This window comes from Cytobacillus sp. EB106-05-05-XG126 (assembly GCF_058791715.1).
The window spans coordinates 1,501,363-1,527,083 of record NZ_JBYTDU010000001.1 but is presented as its reverse complement, the minus strand read 5'-3'; the positions used below and the strand labels follow the sequence as shown (position 1 = coordinate 1,527,083).

The 25,721-nt window shown below is 42.3% G+C and carries 22 protein-coding genes; all 22 read left to right on the top strand.

Annotated elements, in window-relative coordinates; translation table 11 throughout:
- Positions 1–45: 45 nt before the first annotated feature.
- The 22 genes from uppS (at position 46) to asd (ending at position 25,698) form a co-directional block, all read left to right on the top strand.
- Entirely contained in the window at positions 46–825 is a 780-nt protein-coding gene (gene uppS / locus AC3WTL_RS07540; RefSeq protein ID WP_076255831.1) for an undecaprenyl pyrophosphate synthase, read from the top strand.
- A 16-nt stretch (positions 826–841) separates the two neighbouring features.
- Positions 842–1,636 carry a phosphatidate cytidylyltransferase gene (locus AC3WTL_RS07535; protein WP_163145105.1) on the top strand — a complete coding sequence of 265 codons (795 nt, stop codon included), beginning with the start codon at positions 842–844 and terminating at the stop codon, positions 1,634–1,636.
- Between the two features lie 288 nt (positions 1,637–1,924).
- A complete protein-coding gene (gene dxr / locus AC3WTL_RS07530) occupies positions 1,925–3,067 on the top strand; it encodes a 1-deoxy-D-xylulose-5-phosphate reductoisomerase (RefSeq protein ID WP_197214881.1) in 1,143 nt (380 codons plus the stop codon).
- A gap of 94 nt (positions 3,068–3,161) precedes the next feature.
- A complete protein-coding gene (gene rseP, locus AC3WTL_RS07525; protein WP_048008991.1) occupies positions 3,162–4,424 on the top strand; it encodes an RIP metalloprotease RseP in 1,263 nt (420 codons plus the stop codon).
- A gap of 493 nt (positions 4,425–4,917) precedes the next feature.
- Positions 4,918–9,228: a PolC-type DNA polymerase III gene (locus AC3WTL_RS07520; protein WP_248346952.1), complete on the top strand. Its 4,311-nt coding sequence runs from the start codon at positions 4,918–4,920 to the stop codon at positions 9,226–9,228.
- A 270-nt stretch (positions 9,229–9,498) separates the two neighbouring features.
- Positions 9,499–9,966 carry a ribosome maturation factor RimP gene (gene rimP, locus AC3WTL_RS07515; RefSeq protein ID WP_048008989.1) on the top strand — a complete coding sequence of 156 codons (468 nt, stop codon included), beginning with the start codon at positions 9,499–9,501 and terminating at the stop codon, positions 9,964–9,966.
- Positions 9,967–10,118: 152 nt separating this feature from the next.
- On the top strand, positions 10,119–11,276 hold the full coding sequence (gene nusA / locus AC3WTL_RS07510) for a transcription termination factor NusA (protein ID WP_248346953.1): 1,158 nt from the start codon (positions 10,119–10,121) through the stop codon (positions 11,274–11,276).
- 17 nt (positions 11,277–11,293) lie between these two features.
- Positions 11,294–11,578, top strand: a complete 285-nt coding sequence (gene rnpM / locus AC3WTL_RS07505) for an RNase P modulator RnpM (RefSeq protein ID WP_048008987.1) — start codon at positions 11,294–11,296, stop codon at positions 11,576–11,578.
- Entirely contained in the window at positions 11,575–11,877 is a 303-nt protein-coding gene (locus tag AC3WTL_RS07500; RefSeq protein WP_009330704.1) for a YlxQ family RNA-binding protein, read from the top strand. Before rnpM ends, AC3WTL_RS07500 begins: the two co-directional genes overlap by 4 nt.
- Before the next feature lie 19 nt (positions 11,878–11,896).
- Positions 11,897–14,128: a translation initiation factor IF-2 gene (gene infB / locus AC3WTL_RS07495; protein ID WP_048008986.1), complete on the top strand. Its 2,232-nt coding sequence runs from the start codon at positions 11,897–11,899 to the stop codon at positions 14,126–14,128.
- Complete coding sequence (locus AC3WTL_RS07490; protein ID WP_009330702.1) at positions 14,128–14,409, top strand: DUF503 domain-containing protein; 282 nt, start codon at positions 14,128–14,130, stop codon at positions 14,407–14,409. The genes infB and AC3WTL_RS07490 overlap by 1 nt, the downstream gene beginning before the upstream one ends.
- A 16-nt stretch (positions 14,410–14,425) precedes the next feature.
- A complete protein-coding gene (gene rbfA, locus AC3WTL_RS07485) occupies positions 14,426–14,806 on the top strand; it encodes a 30S ribosome-binding factor RbfA (protein ID WP_035329043.1) in 381 nt (126 codons plus the stop codon).
- A 66-nt stretch (positions 14,807–14,872) separates the two neighbouring features.
- On the top strand, positions 14,873–15,790 hold the full coding sequence (truB, locus tag AC3WTL_RS07480; protein ID WP_248346956.1) for a tRNA pseudouridine(55) synthase TruB: 918 nt from the start codon (positions 14,873–14,875) through the stop codon (positions 15,788–15,790).
- A 66-nt stretch (positions 15,791–15,856) separates the two neighbouring features.
- Complete coding sequence (gene ribF / locus AC3WTL_RS07475; protein ID WP_248346958.1) at positions 15,857–16,807, top strand: bifunctional riboflavin kinase/FAD synthetase; 951 nt, start codon at positions 15,857–15,859, stop codon at positions 16,805–16,807.
- A 122-nt stretch (positions 16,808–16,929) separates the two neighbouring features.
- Positions 16,930–17,199 (top strand): 30S ribosomal protein S15, encoded by a 270-nt coding sequence (gene rpsO, locus AC3WTL_RS07470; RefSeq protein ID WP_009330698.1) that lies wholly within the window; start codon positions 16,930–16,932, stop codon positions 17,197–17,199.
- 311 nt (positions 17,200–17,510) lie between these two features.
- Positions 17,511–19,631, top strand: coding sequence for a polyribonucleotide nucleotidyltransferase (gene pnp / locus AC3WTL_RS07465; RefSeq protein ID WP_048008983.1), 2,121 nt, complete (start codon positions 17,511–17,513; stop codon positions 19,629–19,631).
- 185 nt (positions 19,632–19,816) lie between these two features.
- The gene (locus AC3WTL_RS07460) at positions 19,817–20,833 is read left to right on the top strand and encodes a polysaccharide deacetylase family protein (RefSeq protein ID WP_222496960.1); all 1,017 of its coding nucleotides are present in this window, start codon (positions 19,817–19,819) and stop codon (positions 20,831–20,833) included.
- Positions 20,834–20,875: 42 nt separating this feature from the next.
- Entirely contained in the window at positions 20,876–22,111 is a 1,236-nt protein-coding gene (locus AC3WTL_RS07455; RefSeq protein ID WP_222496953.1) for a M16 family metallopeptidase, read from the top strand.
- Positions 22,112–22,237: 126 nt separating this feature from the next.
- The gene (locus tag AC3WTL_RS07450) at positions 22,238–22,492 is read left to right on the top strand and encodes a YlmC/YmxH family sporulation protein (protein WP_048008980.1); all 255 of its coding nucleotides are present in this window, start codon (positions 22,238–22,240) and stop codon (positions 22,490–22,492) included.
- Between the two features lie 370 nt (positions 22,493–22,862).
- Positions 22,863–23,765: a dipicolinic acid synthetase subunit A gene (dpaA, locus tag AC3WTL_RS07445; protein WP_076256224.1), complete on the top strand. Its 903-nt coding sequence runs from the start codon at positions 22,863–22,865 to the stop codon at positions 23,763–23,765.
- Positions 23,762–24,361, top strand: coding sequence for a dipicolinate synthase subunit B (gene dpaB, locus AC3WTL_RS07440; RefSeq protein WP_048008979.1), 600 nt, complete (start codon positions 23,762–23,764; stop codon positions 24,359–24,361). The genes dpaA and dpaB overlap by 4 nt, the downstream gene beginning before the upstream one ends.
- Before the next feature lie 287 nt (positions 24,362–24,648).
- Positions 24,649–25,698, top strand: a complete 1,050-nt coding sequence (gene asd, locus AC3WTL_RS07435; RefSeq protein WP_135147883.1) for an aspartate-semialdehyde dehydrogenase — start codon at positions 24,649–24,651, stop codon at positions 25,696–25,698.
- The last annotated feature ends 23 nt before the right edge of the window (positions 25,699–25,721 follow it).

Sequence of the window (25,721 nt, the reverse complement as noted above, 5' to 3'; positions counted from 1 at the left end):
TTTGTCTTTTATCGGAGGATTAACCTATTTTAAAGGAGCAGACTTATGTTTGATAAAATGAAGTTATGGAAGTCTCAAAACAGTTCTTCCAATCTCCGAGAGAGAGTTGAAAAAATAAAAGAATTACAAATACCTGAGCATGTTGCCATCATTATGGATGGGAATGGCAGGTGGGCAAAAAAACGGGCGCTCCCAAGAGTTGCCGGCCATCATGAGGGAATGAAGGTCGTCCGAAAAATCACCAGATTTGCAAGCGATATTGGAGTGAAGACTCTAACTTTATATGCATTCTCAACTGAGAATTGGAAACGTCCTAAAATGGAAGTGGACTTTCTTATGAAGCTGCCAGAGGAGTTTCTGGGAACTTTCCTTCCGGAACTGATAGAAGAGAATGTGCAGGTAAGAATGATCGGCTATTTTGACCACCTGCCTGCTCATACGCGTAATGCAGTTTCCAAAGCGATGGAAGAGACAAAAAACAACACAGGACTGGTGCTGAACTTTGCATTAAATTATGGGAGCAGAGCAGAAATACTTGAAGCCGTCAGGCATGTCTTAAATGATTGCAAAAGTGGTATAATGAATGAAAATGAATTGAATGAAGAAAAATTCTCATCCTACCTCATGACAGGCGGGCTGAAGGATCCTGATCTGCTGATACGTACAAGCGGTGAAATTAGATTAAGTAATTTTATGCTCTGGCAGCTTGCATACACGGAATTCTGGTTTACGGATGTCTTATGGCCGGATTTCAATGAAGAGCAAATGCTTGAAGCCATCGAAGTATTCCAAAGCCGCCAGAGGCGTTTTGGAGGAGTACAATAAAGGTGTTGAAAATTGAATGAAACAGCGTATTATCACAGCCATTATATTTGGGGCAATCCTCCTGCCGATCATTATCATTGGAGGCATGCCAATCATCATCCTGGCATATTTGCTGGCATCCATTGCCCTATTTGAATTATTGAAAATGAGAAATTTAAGTTTATTCTCGATTCCAGGCATTATTTCTTTATTATTATTGTGGATTTTCCTTTTGCCTAAAGAATTTCAGTCAATCCTGGATGATATGAATTATACAAAAATTGAGGTAGCTCTTTTTGGGGTGCTTCTTTTCTTAACGTATACAGTTGCGACAAAAAACAAATTTACTTTTGATGATGTGGCTTTTTCTATTATGTCCACATTATATGTTGGCATTGGGTTTTATTATTTTATGGAAACCCGCTTCGCCGACCAAGGCCTGACCTATCTCTTTTTTGCACTTTTCCTTATTTGGGCAACAGATTCAGGTGCCTACTTTATAGGAAAAGCAATGGGAAAGAAGAAGCTTTGGCCTGAAATCAGTCCAAATAAGACCGTTGAAGGCTCGCTTGGCGGTGTAGCCTGTGCTCTTGCAGTTGCGGTGTTATTTATTATCTTTACAGATATTGATGAATCCCTGTTCGGGTTATTAGTAATTACAGCAATCCTGTCAGTGTTTGGGCAAATAGGGGATTTAGTAGAATCAGCATTAAAGCGTCATTATAATGTAAAAGACTCAGGAAATATTTTGCCTGGTCATGGCGGAATTCTGGACCGTTTTGACAGTTTATTATTCGTCCTGCCATTGCTCCACTTTTTTCACCTGCTGTAAACATATTGGCTAAAGACCAGTAAACATTTGGATACTAGATAATTGTTCAGCTCCAGCGCCAGCCACCTCGAGATCATAAGCCGTTCCTTCATAAATGCAAAAGAACGCATTTAAGTGGGTGAGGCTCATCTTATGCTTGTCGGGGGTGAGCGAGGCGCTTCCGCTTTTCTTATAGATCAGGATTTAGTGATCCCTAAGTTAAATAACTGTCTAGCTCCAGCTCCTACCCCCTCGAGGTCATTGTCGGGGTGGGCAAGACGCTTCCGCTTTTCTTATAAGGAGGAGACTATGAAACATATCAGTTTGATGGGGGCAACAGGGTCTATTGGTATACAGACCCTCGACATTATTAAGGAGCACCCCGAGGATTTTAAGCTGGCAGCCATGTCTGCCGGCAGGAATATAGATCTTGCCAGGAAGATTATATCTGACTTTCAGCCAGAACTTGTCTCACTATCAGAAAAAAGTTCCGCAGATATTCTTAAATCGGAGTTTCCCGGCATAACATTTACATATGGACATGAAGGTTTGATAGAAGTTGCCGTTTACAAAAAATCAGAAATACTGGTTAATGCAGTATTAGGCAGTGTAGGCCTTAATCCTACCCTGCAGGCGATTGAGGAAAAGAAGACAATCGCCATCGCGAATAAGGAAACCCTTGTAACTGCCGGCCATCTGGTCATGGAAGCAGCAAAGCGGAATGGTGTACCCCTCCTTCCTGTAGACAGTGAACACTCTGCTATTTTTCAATCTCTGCAGGGGGAAAAAGAAAAAAATATTGAAAGGCTTATTTTAACAGCTTCTGGAGGCAGCTTCAGGGACCGTTCCCGCAAGGAACTGGAAAATGTGACTGTTCAAGAAGCGCTTAATCATCCAAATTGGTCAATGGGAGCAAAAATAACTATTGATTCTGCCACTATGATGAATAAGGGACTTGAAGTTATTGAAGCACATTGGCTTTTCTCCATGGACTACAATAAAATAGATGTTCTTCTTCATAAAGAAAGCATTATCCATTCCATGGTGGAATATCATGACAGCAGTGTAATCGCACAGCTTGGCACACCAGATATGAGAGTACCTATACAGTATGCTTTAACATATCCTGACAGGCTCCCGCTGCAAACAGCAAAACGGCTGAATCTTGCTGAAATCGGCAAGCTCCATTTTGCAGAAATGGACTTTAATCGTTTTCGCTGTCTGAAATTTGCCTATGAAGCCGGAAAAGCTGGCGGATCAATGCCAGCCGTATTGAATGCTGCGAATGAAGCTGCTGTTGCTGCATTCCTGGATGGAAAGATTACCTTCCTGCAAATAGAAGATTTCATCGAAAGAGCACTGGGCAGCCATGACATCATCTCAAATCCAAATCTGACTGAAATTCAGGAAACCGATTTGGAAACGAGGAGATTTGTAAGCTCGCTTCTATAAGCTTGTGTTCAAGTGCTAAAAGTGCGTAACAGTTGATAAATTAATGCACTTACCAGCAGCAGTTGAACAACCTCTAAAAAAAGGTGGTTAAAACTTGAGTACAGTAATAGCCTTTATTGTTATTTTCGGGGCATTGGTATTTTTTCATGAACTCGGACATTTAATATTCGCAAAAAGAGCAGGAATACTCTGCCGGGAATTTGCCATTGGATTCGGGCCCAAGGTGTTTTCCTTTAAAAAAGATGAAACAGTATATACGATTCGTCTTCTGCCCATTGGCGGGTTTGTCCGCATGGCCGGTGAAGATCCTGAAATGGTGGAAATCAAACCAGGCTACCGCATTGGCTTGATCCTTGATAAAAACGAGGAAGTAAGCAAAATTATATTAAACAACAAAGATAAGTATCCTGATGCAAGAATCGTTGAAGTTGAAGATGCTGATATTGAGCATACCCTTGTAATAAAAGGATATGTTGAGGGAGAAGAGGATGAGTCCATCCAAATTTTCAAAGTCAGCCGTTCAGCCGTACTGGTTGAGGATGGGACCGAAACGCTCATTGCTCCGTATGATCGTCAATTTGCATCAAAGACCTTGGGTCAGAGAACAATGGCGATTTTCGCGGGCCCAATGATGAATTTTGTTCTGGCTTTTATCGTTTTTGTTCTAATAGCCTTATTGCAGGGCATTCCAACAAATGAACCTGCCCTTGGCAAGCTGACGCCTGATGGTGCGGCTTATGAAGCTGGGCTAAAGGAAGGCGATATGGTTCAAAGTGTGGATGGAGCCGAAATTTCAAGCTGGTCAGATGTAGTGGAAATCATTAGAAAGAACCCAAGTGAAGAACTTGAATTTTTAGTGGAAAGAAACGGCCAGGAACATAGTATATTGGTTACACCAAAGGTTCAAGATGTAGAAGGCGAAAAAATTGGAATTATTGGTGTTTATAGCCCGATGGAAAAATCTCCATTAAAGGCTATTACCTACGGAGCCAAGGAAACTTATTTCTGGACAAAAGAAATTTTTGTTATGCTGGGCAAGCTTGTCACTGGACAGTTTTCAATTGATGCATTATCAGGCCCGGTAGGCATTTATGTTTCGACAGATACTGTAGCTAAATCCGGCATCTACTACCTGATGAAATGGGCAGGAATTCTAAGCATAAATCTGGGAATTATGAACTTGCTTCCAATACCTGCTCTTGATGGCGGCAGATTAATGTTTTTTGCAGTTGAGGCTGTACGAGGGAAGCCGATTGACCGCCACAAAGAGGGAATGGTCCATTTTATAGGATTTGCCCTTTTGATGCTATTAATGCTGGTGGTTACTTGGAACGATATTCAGAGATTTTTCCTGTAAAAAGCTAGTGCAGCGCAACATTCCTGCATAAAAAATATGAGCAATATCCTTTAATTAGACGAAAAAACGGGTTCCAAAATGGAATCCGTTTTTTTCAATCACTATCTGATACGATATGTTATAATTAAGTCCGTCTGTTTTTTTAAAAGGCTGTTTGCGCAGATGCTGCTTTTTTTATATTATTTTTCTGAGTTGATTGGAGCGGAAGGTGCGAGATCCTCTAAAATGCTATCGCATTTTCTTCGTGCGGTGTTTTTTCGGGGAAGGTTATTCAACGTCCTGCGGGAGTAGCGGGACAGGTGAGACCCCGCAGGCGCGGAGCGTCGAGGAGGCTCACCGCCCGCCCCGCGGAAAGCGAGCAGCCTGGAGCGGAAATCAACGGACAACATTGAAAGAGAAAAACAACAATTTATACGGAAAAAGCCTTTGATAATTACTTAAAAAAAATTCAACTTAAAATAGAAACCAAGATTATTGGATGGGAGAGAGAAAGATGAGCGAACCTTCTAGATTTCAGCTCTTGCTCCAGCAGATGCAGCTAACTGAAGATGCCTTTGTGCAGCACTTTCATGATGCCCAAATCGAAAGGGTCATAGTCGAAAGACAGTCACGGAAATGGCATTTTTATTTTGCCTTTCCAAAGATATTGCCTTGCAGTGTATACAGCCGTTTTACAGATCAGCTGGAAAAAACATTTTCCCATATCGCGGAAATTTCATATAGCATCTCCGTCAGAAATCAGGATTTTACTGAACAGCTTGTACTTGAATACTGGCATAACTGCATTAAAGAAATGGATGGCATGGCGCCGCCGCTATTAAAGCTTCTGAATGAGCAGGTTCCTTCTGTACAGGGCAACAAACTTATCATTAAAGTCCGTAATGAATTGGAAGGATTGTCTATCAAGAAAAAGTATGCCGGGACTATTTCAGATGTGTTTCAAGTTTTTGGCTTTCCGGCCTTAACAGTTGATACAGAGATTTCTGCAGATGGTTCCAATGAAGAATATGAAAAATTCATGGAAGCCAAACGCAAAGAAGACCAGGAGCGTGGTCTCCAGGCAGCAATCGAGATGCAGAAGAAAGAAGCGGAAGCTGAATCTGCAGATCACACAGCACCCAAGGGGCCTCTTACGATTGGTCTTACCATTAAAGATGATGCAGATTACCGCAAATTGATTGATATAGTAGATGAAGAACGCCGGGTAGCCGTTGAAGGCTACGTGTTTGCTGCTGAGACAAGAGAGCTCCGCAGCGGCCGGACACTCTTAACTTTTAAAATTACGGATTATACCAGTTCCATTCTAGTAAAAATGTTTTCCCGGGATAAAGAGGATGCCGCTTTATACCAGCATATTCAAAAAGGGATGTGGCTAAAGGTCCGAGGAAGCATTCAAAATGATACATTTGTCCGTGATCTGGTAATGATCGGGAACGATATTAATGAGATTAAACCTATTCAAAGGCAGGATACATCGCCTGCTGAAGAAAAAAGGGTTGAACTTCATCTTCATACACCGATGAGCCAAATGGATGCTGTTTCATCTGTCAGTGCACTGGTTTCCCAGGCGAAGAAATGGGGCCATAAAGCAGTAGCCATTACAGACCATGCTGTTGCTCAGTCATTCCCTGAAGCCTATGGTGCCGGGAAAAAGAATGATATTAAGATCCTGTATGGAATTGAAGCAAATCTTGTGGATGATGGTGTGCCGATTGCTTATAACGATGCTCATCGCAAGCTTACTGAAGATACGTATGTTGTATTTGATGTTGAGACAACAGGTCTATCAGCTGTTTATGATACGATTATTGAGCTTGCTGCAGTTAAGATTCATGATGGTGAAATCATTGATCGGTTTGAATCCTTTGCAAACCCTCATCACCCTTTATCCGCAACAACCATTAATTTGACTGGAATAACAGATGATCTTGTGGAGAATGCACCGGAAGTGGAAGAAGTCCTGAAGAAGTTCCATGAATGGACAGGAGATGCTGTTTTAGTAGCACATAATGCTTCATTCGACATGGGGTTCCTGAATGTCGGCTATAAAAAAATCGGTATTGGCAAGGCGCCAAATCCTGTAATAGATACTCTTGAACTTGCACGTTTTTTATATCCCGACATGAAAAATCATCGACTGAATACCCTTGCCAAAAAATTCGATGTTGAACTCACCCAGCATCACCGTGCTATCTATGATGCGGAGGCAACAGGCTATCTGCTACTTAAGATGTTAAAGGGTGCAGAAGAAAAAGGAATCGAATATCATGATCAATTCAATGATAATATGGGGCAGGGAAATGCTTATCAGCGTGCAAGGCCGGCCCATTGCACCCTGCTTGCACAAACAGAAACAGGTCTGAAGAACATCTTTAAACTCGTATCCATCTCGCATATGGAATACTTTTACAGAGTGCCTCGCATTCCCAGGTCAGTCCTTCAAAAGCATCGTGAGGGAATACTGGTTGGTTCCGGATGCGATAAAGGGGAAGTTTTTGAAGGCATGATGCAGAAATCCCCTGATGAAGTCGAAGATACAGCACAATTCTATGATTACCTTGAAGTGCATCCAAAGGCCGTTTATGCACACCTTTTAGAGCTTGAACTTGTAAGAGATGAAAAAGCGCTGGAAGAAATCATCACTAATATTGTAAAACTGGGAGACAAGCTTGGTCTGCCGGTAGTTGCAACAGGAAATGTTCATTACCTGAATCCAAATGATAAAATCTACCGGAAAATCCTTGTTAATTCACAGGGAGGAGCGAATCCGCTGAATCGCCATCAGCTTCCGGATGTTCATTTCAGGACTACCAATGAAATGCTTGACGCTTTTTCATTTCTCGGCAAAGACAAAGCGAAGGAAATTGTGGTACAGAATACGAACAAAATAGCAGATATGATTGAAGAAATAAAGCCGATTAAAGATGATTTGTATACGCCAAAAATTGAAGGCGCAGATGAAGAGATGCGCAGCATGAGTTACGGAATGGCAAGAAGAATCTATGGTGATCCGCTTCCTGAGATTGTTGAGGCGCGCCTTGAAAAAGAACTTAAGAGTATTATCGGACATGGTTTCGCGGTTATCTATCTGATCTCTCATAAACTTGTAAAAAAATCACTGGATGATGGCTATCTGGTTGGTTCCCGTGGATCTGTGGGATCCTCCTTTGTTGCGACTATGACCGAAATAACGGAGGTAAATCCGCTGCCGCCGCATTACGTTTGCCCGGAATGCAAAACATCCGAGTTTTTCAATGACGGTTCAGTGGGCTCCGGCTTCGACCTGCCTGATAAAGATTGCCCGAGCTGTGGAGCTAAATATAAAAAGGATGGACATGATATTCCGTTTGAAACGTTCCTTGGTTTCAAGGGAGATAAGGTTCCCGACATTGACTTGAACTTCTCTGGGGAATACCAGCCAAGAGCCCATAACTATACAAAGGTGCTATTCGGCGAGGATTATGTATATCGTGCGGGAACAATCGGTACTGTTGCCGATAAGACAGCTTATGGTTACGTCAAAGCATACCAGAACGATAATAATCTGCAAATAAGGGGTGCGGAAATTGACAGGCTCGCTTCCGGCTGTACAGGGGTGAAGCGGACAACCGGACAGCATCCGGGCGGTATCATTGTTGTGCCGGATTACATGGATATTTACGACTTTTCGCCAATTCAGTTCCCTGCAGACGACCGGACATCTGAATGGAAAACAACCCATTTCGACTTCCATTCCATTCATGATAATCTATTAAAACTTGATATACTGGGTCATGATGATCCGACTGTTATTAGGATGCTTCAGGACCTGAGCGGAATTGATCCAAAAACCATTCCCACAGATGACCCTGAAGTAATGAAGATTTTCAGCGGGCCGGAATCACTTGGTGTGACTGAAGAGCAAATCATGTGTAAAACCGGAACACTCGGCATACCCGAATTTGGTACGCGCTTTGTCCGCCAGATGCTCGAAGATACGAAGCCGACCACTTTTTCAGAGCTTGTGCAGATTTCAGGTCTTTCTCATGGTACAGATGTTTGGCTCGGAAATGCCCAGGAATTAATCCATAATAATATTTGTAACCTAAGTGAAGTTATCGGCTGCCGTGATGATATTATGGTTTATTTAATCTATCAGGGCCTGGAGCCTGCTTTTGCTTTCAAAATCATGGAATCGGTCCGTAAGGGTAAAGGCCTGAGCGATGAGATGGAAGAGGAAATGAGAAAGAATGAAGTGCCTGAATGGTATATTGATTCCTGTAAAAAGATTAAATACATGTTCCCAAAAGCCCATGCAGCTGCTTACGTATTAATGGCTGTACGGATTGCGTACTTTAAAGTGCACCATCCGCTCCTTTACTATGCAGCATATTTTACTGTCCGTGCAGAGGACTTTGATGTGGATGCAATGGTAAAAGGATCCCAGGCGATCCGTGCACGCATTGAAGAAATCAATGCAAAGGGACTTGATGCTTCAACAAAAGAAAAGAACCTGCTAACTGTAATGGAACTGGCTCTGGAAATGAATGAAAGGGGCTTTAATTTCCAAAAGGTGGACTTATACCGCTCAAGCGCAAGTGAGTTTATCATTGATGGAGATTCTTTGATACCGCCGTTTAATTCCATTCCGGGCTTGGGTACAAATGCAGCATTCAATATAGTAAAAGCAAGGGGAGAAGGGGAATTCCTCTCGAAGGAAGACCTGCAGCAGCGCGGAAAAGTGTCGAAGACGATTATCGAGTATCTCGATAACCACGGCTGCCTGGAATCCCTTCCGGAACAAAACCAGCTTTCTCTATTCTAAAAATAAGACCAGCGAATGGTCCAAACCCTTCTGCTGACAGCTATTCCATTTGCATAAAAAAATTGGTTATGGTATAGTTTTATTGGAAATACTAAGAATAACTCTCGCAAAAGGAAGAGTGGGGCAACCCACTCTTTCGTGTTGTGTACGGTTTTTTCTTAATATCGGATCTATGTTAAAACTATATGTTAATTAAGTTTAGCAGAGCCAATTTCTGATTTATTGATTGAAAAACAGCGCTTTAGATTCCAGGAAAAAGGAGGGATATGAATGAGCAAAGTGACTGAAACGGTGGAACAACTGGTCACCCCTATTGTGGATGAACTTAATTTAGAATTAGTCGACATTGAATATGTAAAAGAAGGGAAAGACTGGTTCCTTCGCGTATTTATTGATAAAGAAACTGGTGTTGATATCGAGGAATGCGGAATGGTCAGTGAAAGGCTAAGCGAAAAGCTTGATGCTGAAGATCCGATTCCATACAACTATTTCTTGGAAGTTTCATCGCCGGGAGCTGAACGCCCTCTTAAGAAAGACAGTGATTTTATTAAAGCAGTCGGCAAGAATGTTTACATTAAAACATACGAGCCAATTGATGGTGAAAAGACGTTCGAAGGTGTGTTAACCCAATTTGACGGTGAGACCGTTACGGTAGAAGTCAAAATCAAAACAAGGAAGAAAAATATTGAAATTCCTTATGAGAAGGTAGCAAATGCCCGTTTAGCCGTTGTATTTTAATAACGGCTGATTGCGGGCTTGCTTATTAAGAAAAGCTGAAGCGCCTTGCGCTATTGAAATACAAAATTCACTGCTTGTCTTAATAAGAAAGCGAATTGCTGCTTTAGAGTTGATCATTTTTTATAAGAGAAATAAAGGGGGATATAAATCTCATGAGCAGTGAACTTTTGGATGCTCTGACATTGCTTGAGAAAGAAAAAGGCATTTCTCGCGATGTGATTATCGAAGCCATTGAAGCTGCATTGGTGTCAGCCTACCGCAGAAACTTTAACCAGGCACAGAATGTGCGCATTGATTTAAACCTAGGGAACGGAACGATGAGAGTCTTTGCCCGCAAAGAGGTAGTGGATGAAGTATTTGATCCGCGTCTTGAGATCTCTGCTGAGGATGCTCAAAAAATCAATCCGAACTACCAGGTGGAAGATGTCGTTGAAATGGAAGTAACACCTAAGGACTTTGGGCGCATCGCTGCCCAGACGGCAAAACAGGTAGTTACACAGCGTGTCCGTGAAGCGGAGAGAGGCATCATTTATTCTGAATTTATCGACCGTGAAGAAGATATTATGACGGGGATTGTTCAGCGTACAGATCCTAAGTTCATCTATGTGAGCCTTGGAAAGATTGAAGCGATCCTTCCGGCGAACGAACAAATGCCAAATGAGCGTTATCAGCCCCATGACCGCATTAAAGTCTTTATTACAAAGGTAGAAAAGACAACAAAAGGTCCACAGATCTTCGTAAGCAGGACCCATCCTGGCCTGCTGAAGAGATTATTTGAGATCGAAGTTCCTGAAATCTATGATGGAACTGTAGAAATCAAATCCGTTGCGCGTGAAGCAGGGGACCGTTCCAAGATCTCGGTTCATTCTGACAATGAAGAAGTTGATCCTGTAGGTTCATGTGTAGGTCCTAAGGGCACACGTGTACAGGCGATAGTCAATGAGCTCAAGGGAGAGAAAATTGATATCGTAAAATGGTCCTCAGATCCTGTAGTATTCGTCGCAAATGCACTAAGTCCTTCAAAGGTGCTTGACGTAATCGTAAATGAAGATGACAAAGCAACAACTGTTGTAGTTCCTGATTATCAGCTTTCACTGGCAATTGGAAAGCGCGGACAGAATGCCAGACTTGCAGCAAAGCTTACAGGCTGGAAAATAGACATCAAATCAGAAACAGATGCCCGTGAAGCCGGAATTTATCCGAGGGATGAAAAACTGTTGAACTTTGATAATGATAATTATGAAAACGAAGACTATGAAAATGATGCAGACTTCGATTTTCAGGATGAACTTTTAGAGGAAAAAGAATAGGGAAGAGGTGAATGATCGTGAACAATCGTAAAAAAGTTCCTTTGCGAAAATGTGTCGCTACCGGTGAAATGAGGCCGAAAAAAGAACTCGTTCGCATCGTTCGCTCCAAAGAAGGGGAAGTCTCTGTTGACCCGACCGGAAAAAAATCAGGTCGCGGGGCTTATCTTTCCAAAGAAAAGGAAGCAATATTGTTAGCAAAGAAGAAGAATATCTTAGCCAATCATTTAGAAGTTTCCATAGATGATGTTATCTATGAAGAACTCTTGGAGTTAATAGAGAAGGAGAAACGGCAATCCAAATGAACTCAAATCAATGGATGTCATTGCTTGGCTTAGCCAATCGGGCACGGAAAATTACTTCGGGAGAAGAGCTTGCTGTTAAAGAGATCAGAAACGGCAAAGCAAAGCTTGTTTTGCTGTCTGCAGATGCATCCGCAAATACGGCAAAAAAAGTTACAGATAAATGTAAATCATTTGGGGTTCCATATAAGCTGATTCAAAACCGGGAAATGCTCGGCAAGGCTATAGGGAAGGAAGCCCGCGTTGTGGTGGCAGTGTTAGATGCCGGATTTGCAAAAAAGCTGTTAACGTTGCTCGATTAATACTAGCGGGGGTGAAAGTATGAGTAAAATGCGCGTTTATGAATATGCGAAAAAACATAACATTTCAAGCAAGGATGTTATTACAAAATTAAAAGACATGAATATTGAGGTTTCCAATCATATGACTACGATTGAGCCGGCGGCAGTCCAGAAGCTTGACGGTATTTTTATCAAGAATGACAGCCAGGCTCAAAAGCAGAGTAAACCTCAAAATCAGCAGAAGCCGCAGGGAAATCAAAAACCGGCTTCAAATAATAGTGCCGGCAATTCCACAGCTGCTAAAAGCAAGCCTCAGAATAAATCCGGTGAAAACAGAAGCCAGGGACAGGGCAGCCAGTCCGGCAAAAACTTCTCCGGCAATAACAGAGGCAATAACAACAACAGAAACAATAATAACAATAGAAACAATAACAATAACCGAAACAACAATAAGAATAAAAACAACAAAGGCAAACAGCAGCAGACGCATGTGGCCCCAGCTCCTAAAAAAGTGAAGGAGCTTCCTTCAAAAATTACTTTCAGCGAATCACTGACAGTAGCGGAACTGGGAAAGAAGCTTCACCGCGAGCCTTCTGAAATCATTAAAAAGCTATTTATGCTTGGTGTTATGGCAACCATTAACCAGGAACTTGATAAAGATGCGATTGAGCTGATTGCAGGTGAATACGGTGTTGAAGTAGAAGAAGAGATACTGGTTGATACAACCGATCTTGAAGTATACTTCACTGAAGATGAAAATGCCCAACTGGTGGAACGTCCATCTGTTGTAACAATCATGGGACACGTTGACCATGGTAAAACAACATTGCTTGACTCCATCCGCAACACGAAAGTAACTGCGGGAGAAGCAGGCGGAATCACTCAGCATATCGGAGCTTATCAAGTTGAAGAAAACGGCAAAAAGATTACTTTCCTTGATACTCCTGGACACGCTGCGTTCACAACTATGCGTGCCCGCGGTGCGAAAATTACCGATATAACAATTCTCGTTGTAGCAGCTGATGACGGTGTTATGCCGCAAACAGTTGAAGCAATTAACCATGCGAAAGCAGCAGAAGTGCCAATCATTGTGGCTGTTAACAAAATGGATAAGGAAGCAGCAAATCCTGATCGTGTTATGCAGGAATTGACTGAACATGGCCTGGTTCCAGAAGCTTGGGGCGGAGACACGATCTTTGTTCCGATCTCAGCTATTAAAGGCGAGGGAATTGATGAACTGCTTGAAATGATTCTTCTTGTAGGTGAAGTTGAAGAATATAAAGCAAATCCTGATCGCAATGCCGTTGGTACTGTTATCGAAGCACAGCTTGACAAAGGACGCGGTTCAGTCGCGACTCTGCTTGTACAAAACGGTACATTGAAGGTAGGAGACCCTATCGTTGTCGGTAACTCATTTGGACGTGTCCGAGCAATGGTTAATGACCTTGGCCGCCGTGTGAAAACTGCCGGACCTTCAACTCCTGTTGAGATTACAGGTCTTAACGATGTTCCTCAAGCCGGTGACCGCTTCGCTGTTCTTGATGATGAAAAGACAGCCCGCCAGGTTGGAGAAGCCCGTGCCCAACAGGCATTGCAGGCGCAAAGAAATGAAAAAACACGCGTAAGTCTGGATAACTTGTTTGAACATATGAAACAAGGGGAAATGAAAGACTTAAACATCGTTGTGAAAGCGGACGTTCAAGGTTCTGCGGAAGCATTGACTGCTGCTCTTCATAAAATTGATGTAGAAGGTGTTAATGTGCGTATCCTTCATACAGGTGTAGGTGCCATTAACGAGTCTGACATCACTTTAGCTGCTGCTTTCAACGCTATTGTGATCGGGTTCAATGTACGTCCTGACAATAACGCGAAACGTGCAGCAGATGCAGAGAATGTTGACATCCGCCTGCACCGCATCATTTACAAAGTAATTGAGGAAATCGAATTGGCGATGCAGGGTATGCTTGATCCTGAGTTCCAGGAAAAAATTATCGGCCAGGCTGAAGTACGCCAGACATTCAAAGTTTCCAAAATCGGTACAATTGCAGGTTCTTATGTTACGGATGGAAAAATCACCCGTGACAGCGGCGTTCGTTTAATCCGCGATGGAGTTGTAATTTTTGAAGGTGAAGTTGACGCTCTTAAGCGATTCAAAGATGACGCTAAAGAAGTAGCACAAGGCTATGAGTGCGGTATTACCATCAAAAACTTCAACGACGTCAAAGAAGGCGACGTAATCGAAGCATATATTATGGAAGAAGTGGAACGTTAATGATAATTGGGCTTGCTGCCTGTGAATGTATCATTTATGACACACATTCTTTGAAAGAAAAACGGGCAGTTTTGCAGCGTATTCTAACCCGGCTGAAACAAAGATACAATGTTTCTGTATCTGAGGTGGACTATCAGGACCTATGGCAGAGGACTAAAATTGCCATTGTGGCCGTTTCGTCCACTCAGGTTTCAACTGAGCACGAGCTGCAAAATGCGCTGAAAATGATTGATTCGTTCCCTGAAATTGAACGGACAATTACAGATTTAGAGTGGCTTTAAGAAGAGGTGATATAGAATGAGCCTTAGAGCAAATCGGGTTGGGGAACAAATGAAAAAAGAACTGGGCGAAATCATCAGCCGAAAAATCAAGGACCCGCGGGTTGGTTTTGTAACAGTCACTGATGTTCAAGTAACCGGGGATCTCCAGCAGGCAACCGTGTTTATCTCAGTTCTGGGTGATGAGGAACAAAGGGAGAATACGCTTCGCGGGCTGGCTAAAGCAAAAGGCTTTATCCGATCTGAAATCGGCCAGCGAATCCGGCTGCGGAAAACACCGGAAATCCTTTTCGAATTTGATGAATCGATCGACTACGGCAACCGCATCGAATCGTTGCTTCATCAAATCCAGGACGAAGGCCGTTCCAAAGATGAGGAACGCTCCAAAGAAGAAGAATAATGAAATGGATAGACACTTTGTCTATCCATTTTTTTCTAAATACAAATAGACAAGGTGGTACATAATATGGAAGGAATTTTGCCGCTTTTTAAACCTAAGGGAATGACTTCCCATGATTGTGTGTTCAGGCTGCGGAAGATTCTGCGAATGAAAAGAATCGGCCACACCGGAACACTGGACCCTGACGTGACAGGAGTACTTCCCATCTGCCTTGGGAGGGCAACGAAGGTGGCTGAATACATAACAGACGCAGGGAAAACTTATGAGGGAGAAGTCACAATAGGCTTTTCTACAACAACAGAAGATGCATCTGGTGAAGTCGCAGAAAGGAAAGAAGTTTCATCACCTATTTCCAGAAATCAAGTGATGAAAGTGCTTCAAAGCCTGACAGGGGAAATTACACAGACTCCTCCAATGTATTCAGCAGTAAAGGTAAATGGCAAGCGCCTTTATGAATATGCAAGACAGGGAATAGAAGTGGAACGGCCGTCCAGGAAAGTTACTATCTACTCAATCGACCTTCTCGATGAGAGAGAGATGTTTGAGGGTGAGAATATTACTTTCCGTTTCCGTGTAGCCTGCAGCAAAGGTACATACATCCGTACGCTTGCGGTCATGATTGGGAGTGAACTGGGATATCCTGCCCATATGTCTGAACTGGTTAGAATCCAGTCGGCCTCATTGACACTTGATGATTGCCTGACTTTTGAAGAAATAGAAGACAGGGCCGAGAAGGGGACAATGGATGAGGTTCTTCGGCCTATGGAAGCCGCGCTTTCTCATTTGCCGAAATTTCATATAAATGATAAAGTAGCAGAGAAAGTAAAAAATGGGGCTGTATTAACCATCCCTGATCATTTGTATGACACTAAAGGCCCAATCGCTATAGAGGGGGAGGAAGGTCTTGTTCTGGCGATTTATGAGCATCACCCCCGCAAACCAGGGTTAATGAAGCCAGTAAAGGTGTTAAGGAATGATCAATAAGCACTCGTTAAAAAGCTGTGCATTTATATAGGTCCAGGCTCTGTAGAGAAAAGGTGAATTATTACTATGGAAGTTATTCATATACATCATCCCCATCCAATGGATAGAAACGAAATGCCTGAATTGGCAATAGCACTTGGCTATTTTGATGGTGTTCATCTGGGTCACCAGAAAGTCATCCGTGAAGCAAAATCAATAGCTGAACAAAAAGGATTAAAAAGTGCAGTCATGACATTTGATCCGCATCCCTCGGTTGTTTTGGGGAAAAGCGTTCAGCATGTGGAGTATATTACACCTCTTGAGGATAAGATTGGTATCATATCTGATCTAGGTATAGATTATTTGTTTGTTATCAATTTCACAAGGGAATTTGCTAATCTGCTGCCACAGGAGTTTGTTGACCAATACCTGATTGGTCTTAATGCAAAACATGTCGTGGCAGGCTTTGATTATTCCTATGGACGAATGGGACGCGGCACAATGGAAACATTGCTGTTCCATTCGAGGAATCAATTTGATTACTCGGTCGTTGCAAAGCTGGCAAAAGAAGACGAAAAAATCAGCTCTACGCTAATAAGGAAATATATTCGTGAAGGGAAAACGGCTGAGCTTCCCGGCCTTTTAGGAAGATATTATAAAACATCCGGAATCGTTATCCATGGTGACAAGAGAGGCCGGACAATCGGCTTTCCTACAGCGAATGTAGACGTTTCTGATGACTGCATCATTCCCCCTCCCGGTGTATATGCTGTAAGATTCTCAGTAGATGGCAGCTGGTATGAAGGTGTCTGTAATGTCGGATACAAACCTACTTTTAATCAGGAAAAAGGGGACAGGCCATCAGTTGAAGTCCATATTTTTGATTTTTCTTCAGATATTTATGGCAGGAAGGTTACCGTTGAATGGCATAAACATCTTAGAAGCGAGAAGAGATTTGCCGGCGTTCAGGAGTTAATTGCGCAAATTGAAAAGGATAAACAGCAGACTGAGCAATATTTTGAGAAAAACAGGGTTTAGCCTTGCTTTTTGTCATAAAAAGTTGTATTCTAATTAACGTACCAAATGAACCTTTGCTTGGCAAGTCGAGTCACCGACGCTTGCTCAGTAACAGGGGATTGAAAATTTAGGAGGTGAACCGGATGGCAATCACTAAAGAACGTAAAAATGAGCTAATCAATGAGTTCAAAACTCATGAGAGCGACACTGGATCTCCAGAAGTTCAAATCGCTGTCCTTACTGAAGAAATCAACAATTTGAACGACCATTTACGTACTCACAAGAAAGACCACCATTCACGTCGCGGTCTTTTGAAAATGGTTGGTAAGCGCCGTAACCTATTAACTTACCTTCGCAACAAAGACGTTGCACGCTACCGTGAGTTAATCAATAAGCTTGGCTTACGTCGATAATCAACAGAAGCGGGATTTTTTCCCGCTTTTTTATTAGCTTTAAAAACTTGAATTTTGTTCCTGATCATGTACATACATAACTTATCCTATTTTAGCAAACGGGAAAATTGTGCATACTATAAGATGCCTAATTTTATTATGATTAACGAGCATTTCATGCTTTTATATAAAACTGGACTGCTGGCAATGCAAAGCTTATGAGCTTCTGCTGTCTTCGCAGGAACGCCTGCTGAATAAAGCAGGAAATTAACCAATTAAACGGACCAGGCATTGACGCCTGTTCTTAAGTGAATGCAGAGAGGGGTACAATTATGGGACAAGATAAACATGTCTACAGCCTTGATTGGGCTGGGCGCAAATTGACCGTAGAGATTGGCCAGCTGGCTAAACAGGCTAACGGTGCAGTTTTAGTGCGCTATGGTGATACTGTAGTTTTAAGTACAGCTACAGCATCAAAAGAACCGAAAAATCTGGATTTCTTTCCTCTGACAGTTAACTATGAAGAACGTTTGTATGCTGTTGGTAAGATTCCGGGCGGTTTTATTAAGAGAGAGGGCCGTCCAAGTGAAAAAGCGATTTTGGCAAGCCGTTTAATTGACAGGCCAATTCGTCCATTATTCGCTGATGGTTTCAGAAATGATGTACAGGTTGTAAGCATGGTGATGAGTGTGGATCAAAACTGCTCATCAGAAATGGCTGCAATGTTTGGTTCATCATTAGCTCTTTCTGTGTCGGATATTCCATTTGGCGGACCGATTGCTGGAGTCAGCGTAGGCCGCATCGATGGTGAATTCATCATAAATCCATCTGTGGACCAGGCTGAAAAAAGCGATATCAGCCTTGTTGTAGCGGGTACAAAAGATGCGATTAACATGGTTGAAGCAGGTGCAGAGGAAGTGCCCGAGGAAACTATGCTGGAAGCAATTATGTTTGGTCATGAGGAAATTAAACGCCTTATTGCTTTCCAGGAAGAAATTGCATCTGAAATCGGGAAAGAAAAAATGGAAATTGTTTTATACCAGGTTGACCAGAACTTAGAAGCAGAAGTTCGCGGCATCTGTGAGAAGGATATGATTCAAGCTATCCAGGTGCAGGAGAAACATGCACGTGAAGCTGCCATAAAAGCAGTTAAAGAAGAAATCACAGCTAAATATGAAGGTGAAGAAGCAGACGACGACAAGCTTAAGCAAATTAAGCAGATCCTTGATAAAATTGTTAAAGCAGAAGTTCGCCGTTTAATTACGGAAGATAAAGTTCGTCCGGATGGACGCGGATTGGATGTCATCCGCCCGCTGTCCTCGGAAGTAGACCTTCTGCCGCGCACACATGGTTCAGGTTTGTTTACACGCGGACAAACTCAGGCATTGAGCATTTGTACATTAGGAGCTCTTGGCGATGTACAGATTCTGGACGGGCTGGGAATTGAAGAAGAAAAAAGATTCATGCACCATTACAACTTCCCTAATTTCAGTGTAGGTGAAACTGGGCCAATCAGAGGGCCGGGCCGCCGTGAAATCGGGCATGGTGCTCTTGGAGAACGTGCTCTTGAGCCGATTATTCCTTCTGAAAAGGATTTCCCTTATACGATTCGTCTTGTATCTGAGGTGCTGGAATCAAATGGTTCAACATCACAGGCAAGTATTTGTGCAAGTACTTTGGCTATGATGGATGCAGGTGTGCCTATTAAAGCGCCGGTTGCCGGTATAGCAATGGGCCTAATTAAATCAGGCGAGCATTATTCAATCCTGACAGACATTCAGGGAATGGAAGATCACCTTGGCGATATGGACTTTAAAGTGGCGGGTACCTCTAAGGGAGTTACTGCTCTTCAAATGGATATTAAAATTGAAGGTCTGTCCCGTGAGATTCTGGAAGAAGCACTGCAGCAGGCGAAGAAAGGCCGCATGCAAATTCTTGATTCCATGCTGAGCACTATTGAGCAGCCAAGAAAAGAGCTGTCTGAATATGCTCCTAAGATTCTGATGATGTCAATAAACCCTGATAAAATCCGTGATGTTATTGGGCCGAGCGGAAAGCAGATCAATAAGATTATCGAAGAAACAGGCGTTAAGATCGATATTGAACAAGATGGAACAGTATTCATCTCATCTGTAAATGAAGAAATGAATCAAAAAGCGAAGAAAATCATTGAAGATATCGTACGTGAAGTAGAAGTTGGACAAATGTATCTGGGCAAGGTAAAACGGATTGAAAAATTCGGTGCATTTGTTGAAATCTTCTCTGGTAAAGATGGATTAGTTCACATTTCAGAACTTGCTGAAGAGCGTGTAGGGAAAGTGGAAGATGTGCTATCCATTGGTGACGAACTTCTGGTAAAAGTTACTGAAATCGATAAACAAGGCCGCGTAAATCTTTCCCGCAAAGCCGTATTGCGTGAACAGCGTGAGCAAAAGGAAAAAGCACAGCAATAATACTAACCTCTATTTAAAAGAGAAGCATTTTGCGTTGCGAATTTTCCTAAAAGCCAGGGGAAACCCTGGCTTTTTACATATACGAATTTTCATGGGCTTTTGCCCAATACTGCATACCTTTGTTACTCGGTTCCGTTCTACCTTGTCCCTTCAAATCATACTATGAATTGAAGGAGGCATGAAGAATGAGAAAGTTTATCCATATTACGATCATGTTTGTGCTGGCACTTGTTTTTATCAATAATCCTTTAACTGATCAGTATGTATCAGGCCTGAAACAAGAAACAGATGCCATAACTGTTTCCAAGCAAAAGGATTCACTATATGAAGAAATTAAAGCAAAAAAAGAAGAATTCAGCATTCCTCCACAGGATGCAAAAATAGACCCTGTATGGAAAGCCATTCCTGGTCTTAACGGAATTGAAGTAGATGTTGAGGCATCGTATAGAAAGATGAAGTCAGGCAAAAAGTTCAATGAAGATAAGCTTGTATTTAAACAAATTGAACCGAAGGTGAAGTTAAAGGACCTGCCGCCGTCACCTATCTATAAAGGCCATCCCGATAAACCAATGGTCAGCTTCATCATTAATGTGGCATGGGGGAATGAATATTTATCCGGTATGCTGGCCACTTTAAAGGAACATAATGTGTCAGCAAGTTTTTTTCTTGAAGGAAGATGGGTAAAGAATAATCCGGAACTCGCCAGAATGATTATGGATGCAGGCCATGAAGTAGGCAACCATTCGTACACCCATCCTGACATGAAAGTGATCTCTTCTGCAAGGACAAGGGAAGAAATTCAAAAGACAAATGATGTGATTGAAGCCACAATGGATGAAAAGCTGAGTAAGCCTATTACATGGTTCGCTCCTCCAAGCGGCAGCTATAGAGATGAAACAGTGAAGATTGCTGCCGAGAAAAAACTTGGCACCGTCATGTGGACTGTTGATACAGTGGATTGGAGAAAACCCTCCCCGGATGTGCTGATAAACAGAGTGTTATCAAAGGTCCATAATGGAGCACTTATTCTGATGCATCCTACGGAATCCACCGAAAAGTCACTTGATAGACTTATAACAGGGCTTAAGCAGAAGAACCTGGAGATTGGAACAGTATCCGAGCTGTTAAGCGAAAAGAGAATCCAGTATAGAGAAAATAAAAATCAGGATTTTGGAAAAAATAACAATAATAATATAAACTAATGTAAGCATATGTCTTTGGGTTTCAGAACAGGAGGAATTTATTTGATTAAGAAATATACATGCCAAAACGGAGTAAGAGTCGTACTAGAAAATATTCCAACCGTCCGTTCTGTAGCGATAGGGGTATGGATCGGAACAGGTTCAAGAAATGAAGTTCCAGAGAATAATGGAATTTCTCATTTTCTTGAGCATATGTTCTTCAAAGGAACGAAAACGAGATCAGCCCGTGAAATTGCTGAGAGCTTTGATAGCATTGGCGGGCAGGTGAACGCCTTCACTTCAAAAGAATATACATGCTACTATGCAAAAGTATTGGATACCCATTCTGATTTTGCTCTTGAAGTGCTTTCTGATATGTTTTTTAACTCCACGTTTGTGGATGAGGAACTGAACAAAGAAAAGAATGTTGTTTACGAAGAAATCAAAATGTATGAAGACACGCCTGATGATATCGTTCATGATCTTTTGAGCAAAGCAATCTATGAGAATCACTCACTTGGTTATCCGATTCTTGGTACTGAAGGAACGCTGGCCACGTTTAATGGCGAAACATTAAAACAGTATATGCATGAAACATACACGCCTGAAAATGTTGTGATTTCCATTGCCGGAAATATTGAGGAATCTTTCATCAAAGAAGTTGAAAAATACTTTGGATCCTACGAAGGCGGTCAGAGAGAACGCACAGAGCAGAAGCCTGAGTTTCATTCGAACCATCTTGCCCGTAAAAAGGATACCGAGCAGGCTCATCTTTGCTTAGGGTTCGAAGGTCTGCAGGTAGGGCATGAGGAAATATACAATCTGATTGTTTTAAATAATATTTTGGGTGGAAGCATGAGCAGCCGCTTATTCCAGGATGTCAGGGAACAAAAAGGATTGGCTTATTCTGTTTTCTCTTATCATTCTGCCTTCCAGGACAGCGGTATTGTGACGCTTTACGGCGGTACGGGAGCTAAACAGCTGGATGTTCTTTTTGATACGATTCAGGAAACCCTTGCCACACTTAAAAAAGAAGGCATCACAGATAAAGAGCTGAATAACAGTAAAGAACAGCTCAAAGGAAGCTTAATGCTAAGCCTTGAAAGCACAAACAGCAGGATGAGTCGCAATGGCAAAAATGAACTGCTTCTGGGCCGCCATCGGTCTATGGATGAAATCGTGGATGAAATCGATGCAGTTTCCATGCAAGGCGTGAATAATATGGCGAATGCCATTTTCACAGATCACTATTCAGTAGCATTAATAAGTCCGGATGGAGAACTTCCGAAAAATCTTTAATATTTATTCCAATTGCAAAATTGGTGAAACAGCCTGTATCATGCAGGCTGTTTTCTTTTTGGCCTGGACTTCTAAAACTCCAGGCTGAACGATAAGAATATAGAGAAGAGAAAAGGAGGGCAGATGATGAGATTAAGTGAACTGAGCGGAAAGGAAATTGTGGATGTGAAGCGTGCAGAAAGGCTGGGAGTACTTGGGCAGACAGACCTTGAGATAAATGAGAAAAGTGGACAGATTCAGGCATTGCTCATCCCTTCATTAAAGTGGTTCGGCTTCATGCGCCAGGGAGATGAAATCCGGGTTTCATGGCAGCATATCAGGAAGATAGGAAATGACATGATCATTATTGATATCCCGGAATCTGAAGATCAGCAGGAATAGTTTTGAAGGAAGGGCCGGTTAGGTCCTTTTTGTTTTTACCGGGAAGCTAATCTCCTCAATCCCTTTATAAATCCCTTCCAACTTTGACCCATTTTCTTTTAAGTGGAAAACTCACCTATTGCCCCGTTCATACATAAGATGTTGAAGTAGTTCACTACAACAATTCCCTTATGATTATTAATTGATTTGCCGGCCCAATTTTAACGCCATTTCGTTTAAAGATAAAACTGCTTGCAATTGCTGTCTTGTGCAACTGCTTAGTAAAGCGGCGTTGCCGGTGCGAGGATACTTTTTACCAGGAGTCATGAAGTTGTTGGCTTCAAAAATAAATGCTTTCTTAAAAAGAAAGAAAAAAGAAGGTGAGTGTTGCATGCTGACAGGAACCCAAATTGCAGTCATCGGCGGTGATGCAAGGCAGCTCGAAATCATCCGTAAACTGACCGAGCTTGATGCAAAGCTCGCATTAATTGGTTTTGAGCAGCTTGATCATGCGTTCTCAGGTGCGGTAAAAGAAAAAATAGATGAAGTGGACTTTACCAATATAGACGCAATTATCCTGCCTGTGCCCGGAACGGGCCTGGAGGGTCAGATTGAAACGATTTTCTCCAATGAAAAAGTGATTTTTGAAGAGGAAATCCTCGCCCAGACTCCAGCACACTGTACAGTTTATTCCGGCATAACCAATTCATATTTAACCGGAGTAACCAAATCGGCGGACCGCCGTCTTGTTCAATTATTTGAACGGGATGATGTAGCTATTTATAATTCCATCCCAACAGTTGAAGGAACCATTATGATGGCAATCCAGCATACAGATTTCACCATACATGGTTCGAATATAGCTGTAATAGGCCTTGGCAGAGTTGGAATGAGTGTAGCAAGAACCTTTCATGCACTGGGTGCAAAAGTAAAGGTGGGGGCGAGAAAAAGTGAGCACATCGCCAGGATAACGGAAATGGGCTTAACCCCATTTAACCTGAAGGAAATTGAGGATGCGGTAAAAGATGTTGATATTTGCATAAACACAGCTCCCCATTTAGTTGTAACAGCGTCCGTCATATCGAAGATGCCGACACATACGCTCATCATTGACCTGGCTTCCAAGCCCGGAGGCACCGATTTCCGCTACGCAGAAAAACGGGGAGTAAAAGCACTGCTCGCCCCTGGCCTGCCTGGAATCGTTGCTCCGAAAACAGCCGGACAAATTCTGGCGAATGTTCTTTCTCAATTGATTAAGGAAGATTTGCAAAAGAGAAAGGGGAATACAATATGAGTTTGAAAGGGAAAAGAATCGGTTTCGGATTAACAGGATCGCATTGCACATATGATGCAGTGTTCCCTGAAATAGAAAGACTTGTTCTCGCAGGGGCTGAAGTGCTTCCGGTCGTCACCTTTACGGTAAAGAGCACTGAGACCAGATTTGGAAAAGGAGAAGACTGGGTTCAAAGAATTGAAGATCTGACTGGACATAAAGTGATTGATTCAATTGTGAAAGCGGAGCCGCTGGGACCTAAAATTCCTCTTGATTGCATGGTGATTGCCCCGCTTACCGGAAATACGATGAGCAAATTCGCCAATGCGATGACCGACTCGCCTGTCCTGATGGCAGCAAAGGCAACTTTAAGAAACGGTAAACCAGTCGTGCTGGGAATATCTACAAATGATGCATTGGGTTTAAATGGAGTAAACTTAATGAGACTAATGGCAACGAAGAATATTTATTTTATTCCATATGGCCAGGATGATCCTGTGAAGAAACCGAACTCAATGGTGGCAAGAATGACAGCATTATCTGATACAGTGCTTCATGCCATGGAAGGTAAACAGCTTCAGCCGGTTTTAGTGGAAAGATACAAAGACGACAATTAGCCCCCTATTTTTTCTAGCAAAAATTTTAGTCCTTTAGTGAACGAATATGTTAGAATAAAGATTATTAAGATAACCAACCTCCAAGGTCTGTTTAAAATAATATTAACCTCTTGGAGTATAGACAATATGCTGATAATATAAATGGAAGCCTGCCATCTTTATAATCAGGCAGGAAAACGGCTGCCAATTGACTTTGGCTGCCGTTCTATTGAATTTTGGGCTATTGTTTTTCACTAAAAACTAACTTTGCTAGAAAAATATAATGGTATTGGAAGGGGAAAAGAAATTTGGAACAGAAAAAAGGATTTCATGTCGCGGTAGTTGGAGCAACTGGTGCAGTTGGCCAGCAAATGATGCAAACACTTGAAAATAGAGATTTTCCGATCTCTCAATTAACCCTCTTATCATCTGCCCGTTCTGCCGGATCAAAGGTAGCATTCAAGGGCCAGGAGTATACAGTTCAGGAAGCGAAGCCAGATAGCTTTAAAGGCGTGGACATCGCACTATTCAGCGCGGGAGGAAGCGTTTCACAGGAACTGGCTCCACATGCTGTCGAACATGGTGCCATTGTGGTAGACAACACAAGTGCTTTCCGTATGGATCCAAATGTGCCTCTTGTCGTACCTGAAGTAAATGAAGATGACCTTCATAAGCATAATGGCATTATCGCCAATCCAAACTGTTCAACAATCCAAATGGTTGTTGCACTAAAGCCGGTAAAAGAGAAATTCGGCTTGAAAAAAGTAATTGTTTCTACTTACCAGGCTGTTTCAGGTTCTGGAGCAGCTGCAGTTCAAGAGCTTAATGAGCAGACAAAAGCCATTTTAAATAACGAAGAGTATGAGCCGTCAATTCTTCCTGTAAAGAGCGATAAAAAACATTATCAAATTGCATTCAATGCGATCCCGCAAATTGATAAATTTCAGGATAATGGCTACACGTTTGAAGAAATGAAAATGATCAATGAGACAAAGAAAATCATGCATATGCCAGAGCTGCAAGTGGCTGCTACATGCGTGCGTCTCCCAGTGGCAACCGGACACTCAGAGTCCCTTTATTTTGAAGTGGAATCAGATAGCGTTACGGCAAATGAAGTAAAGAGCCTTCTGGAAAATGCACCTGGAGTTGTCCTGCAGGATGATCCGGAAAATCAGATTTACCCTATGCCTGCTGATTGTGTCGGTAAAAATGATGTGTTCGTCGGCCGTATCCGTAAAGATCTGGATGAAGATAAAGGCTTTCATATGTGGGTAGTTTCTGATAATCTTCTTAAAGGGGCGGCATGGAATTCCGTGCAGATCGCCGAAAGTTTAATTAATCTGGGAATAGTGAAATAGTTATCGTATTCTCTTCATGTTGA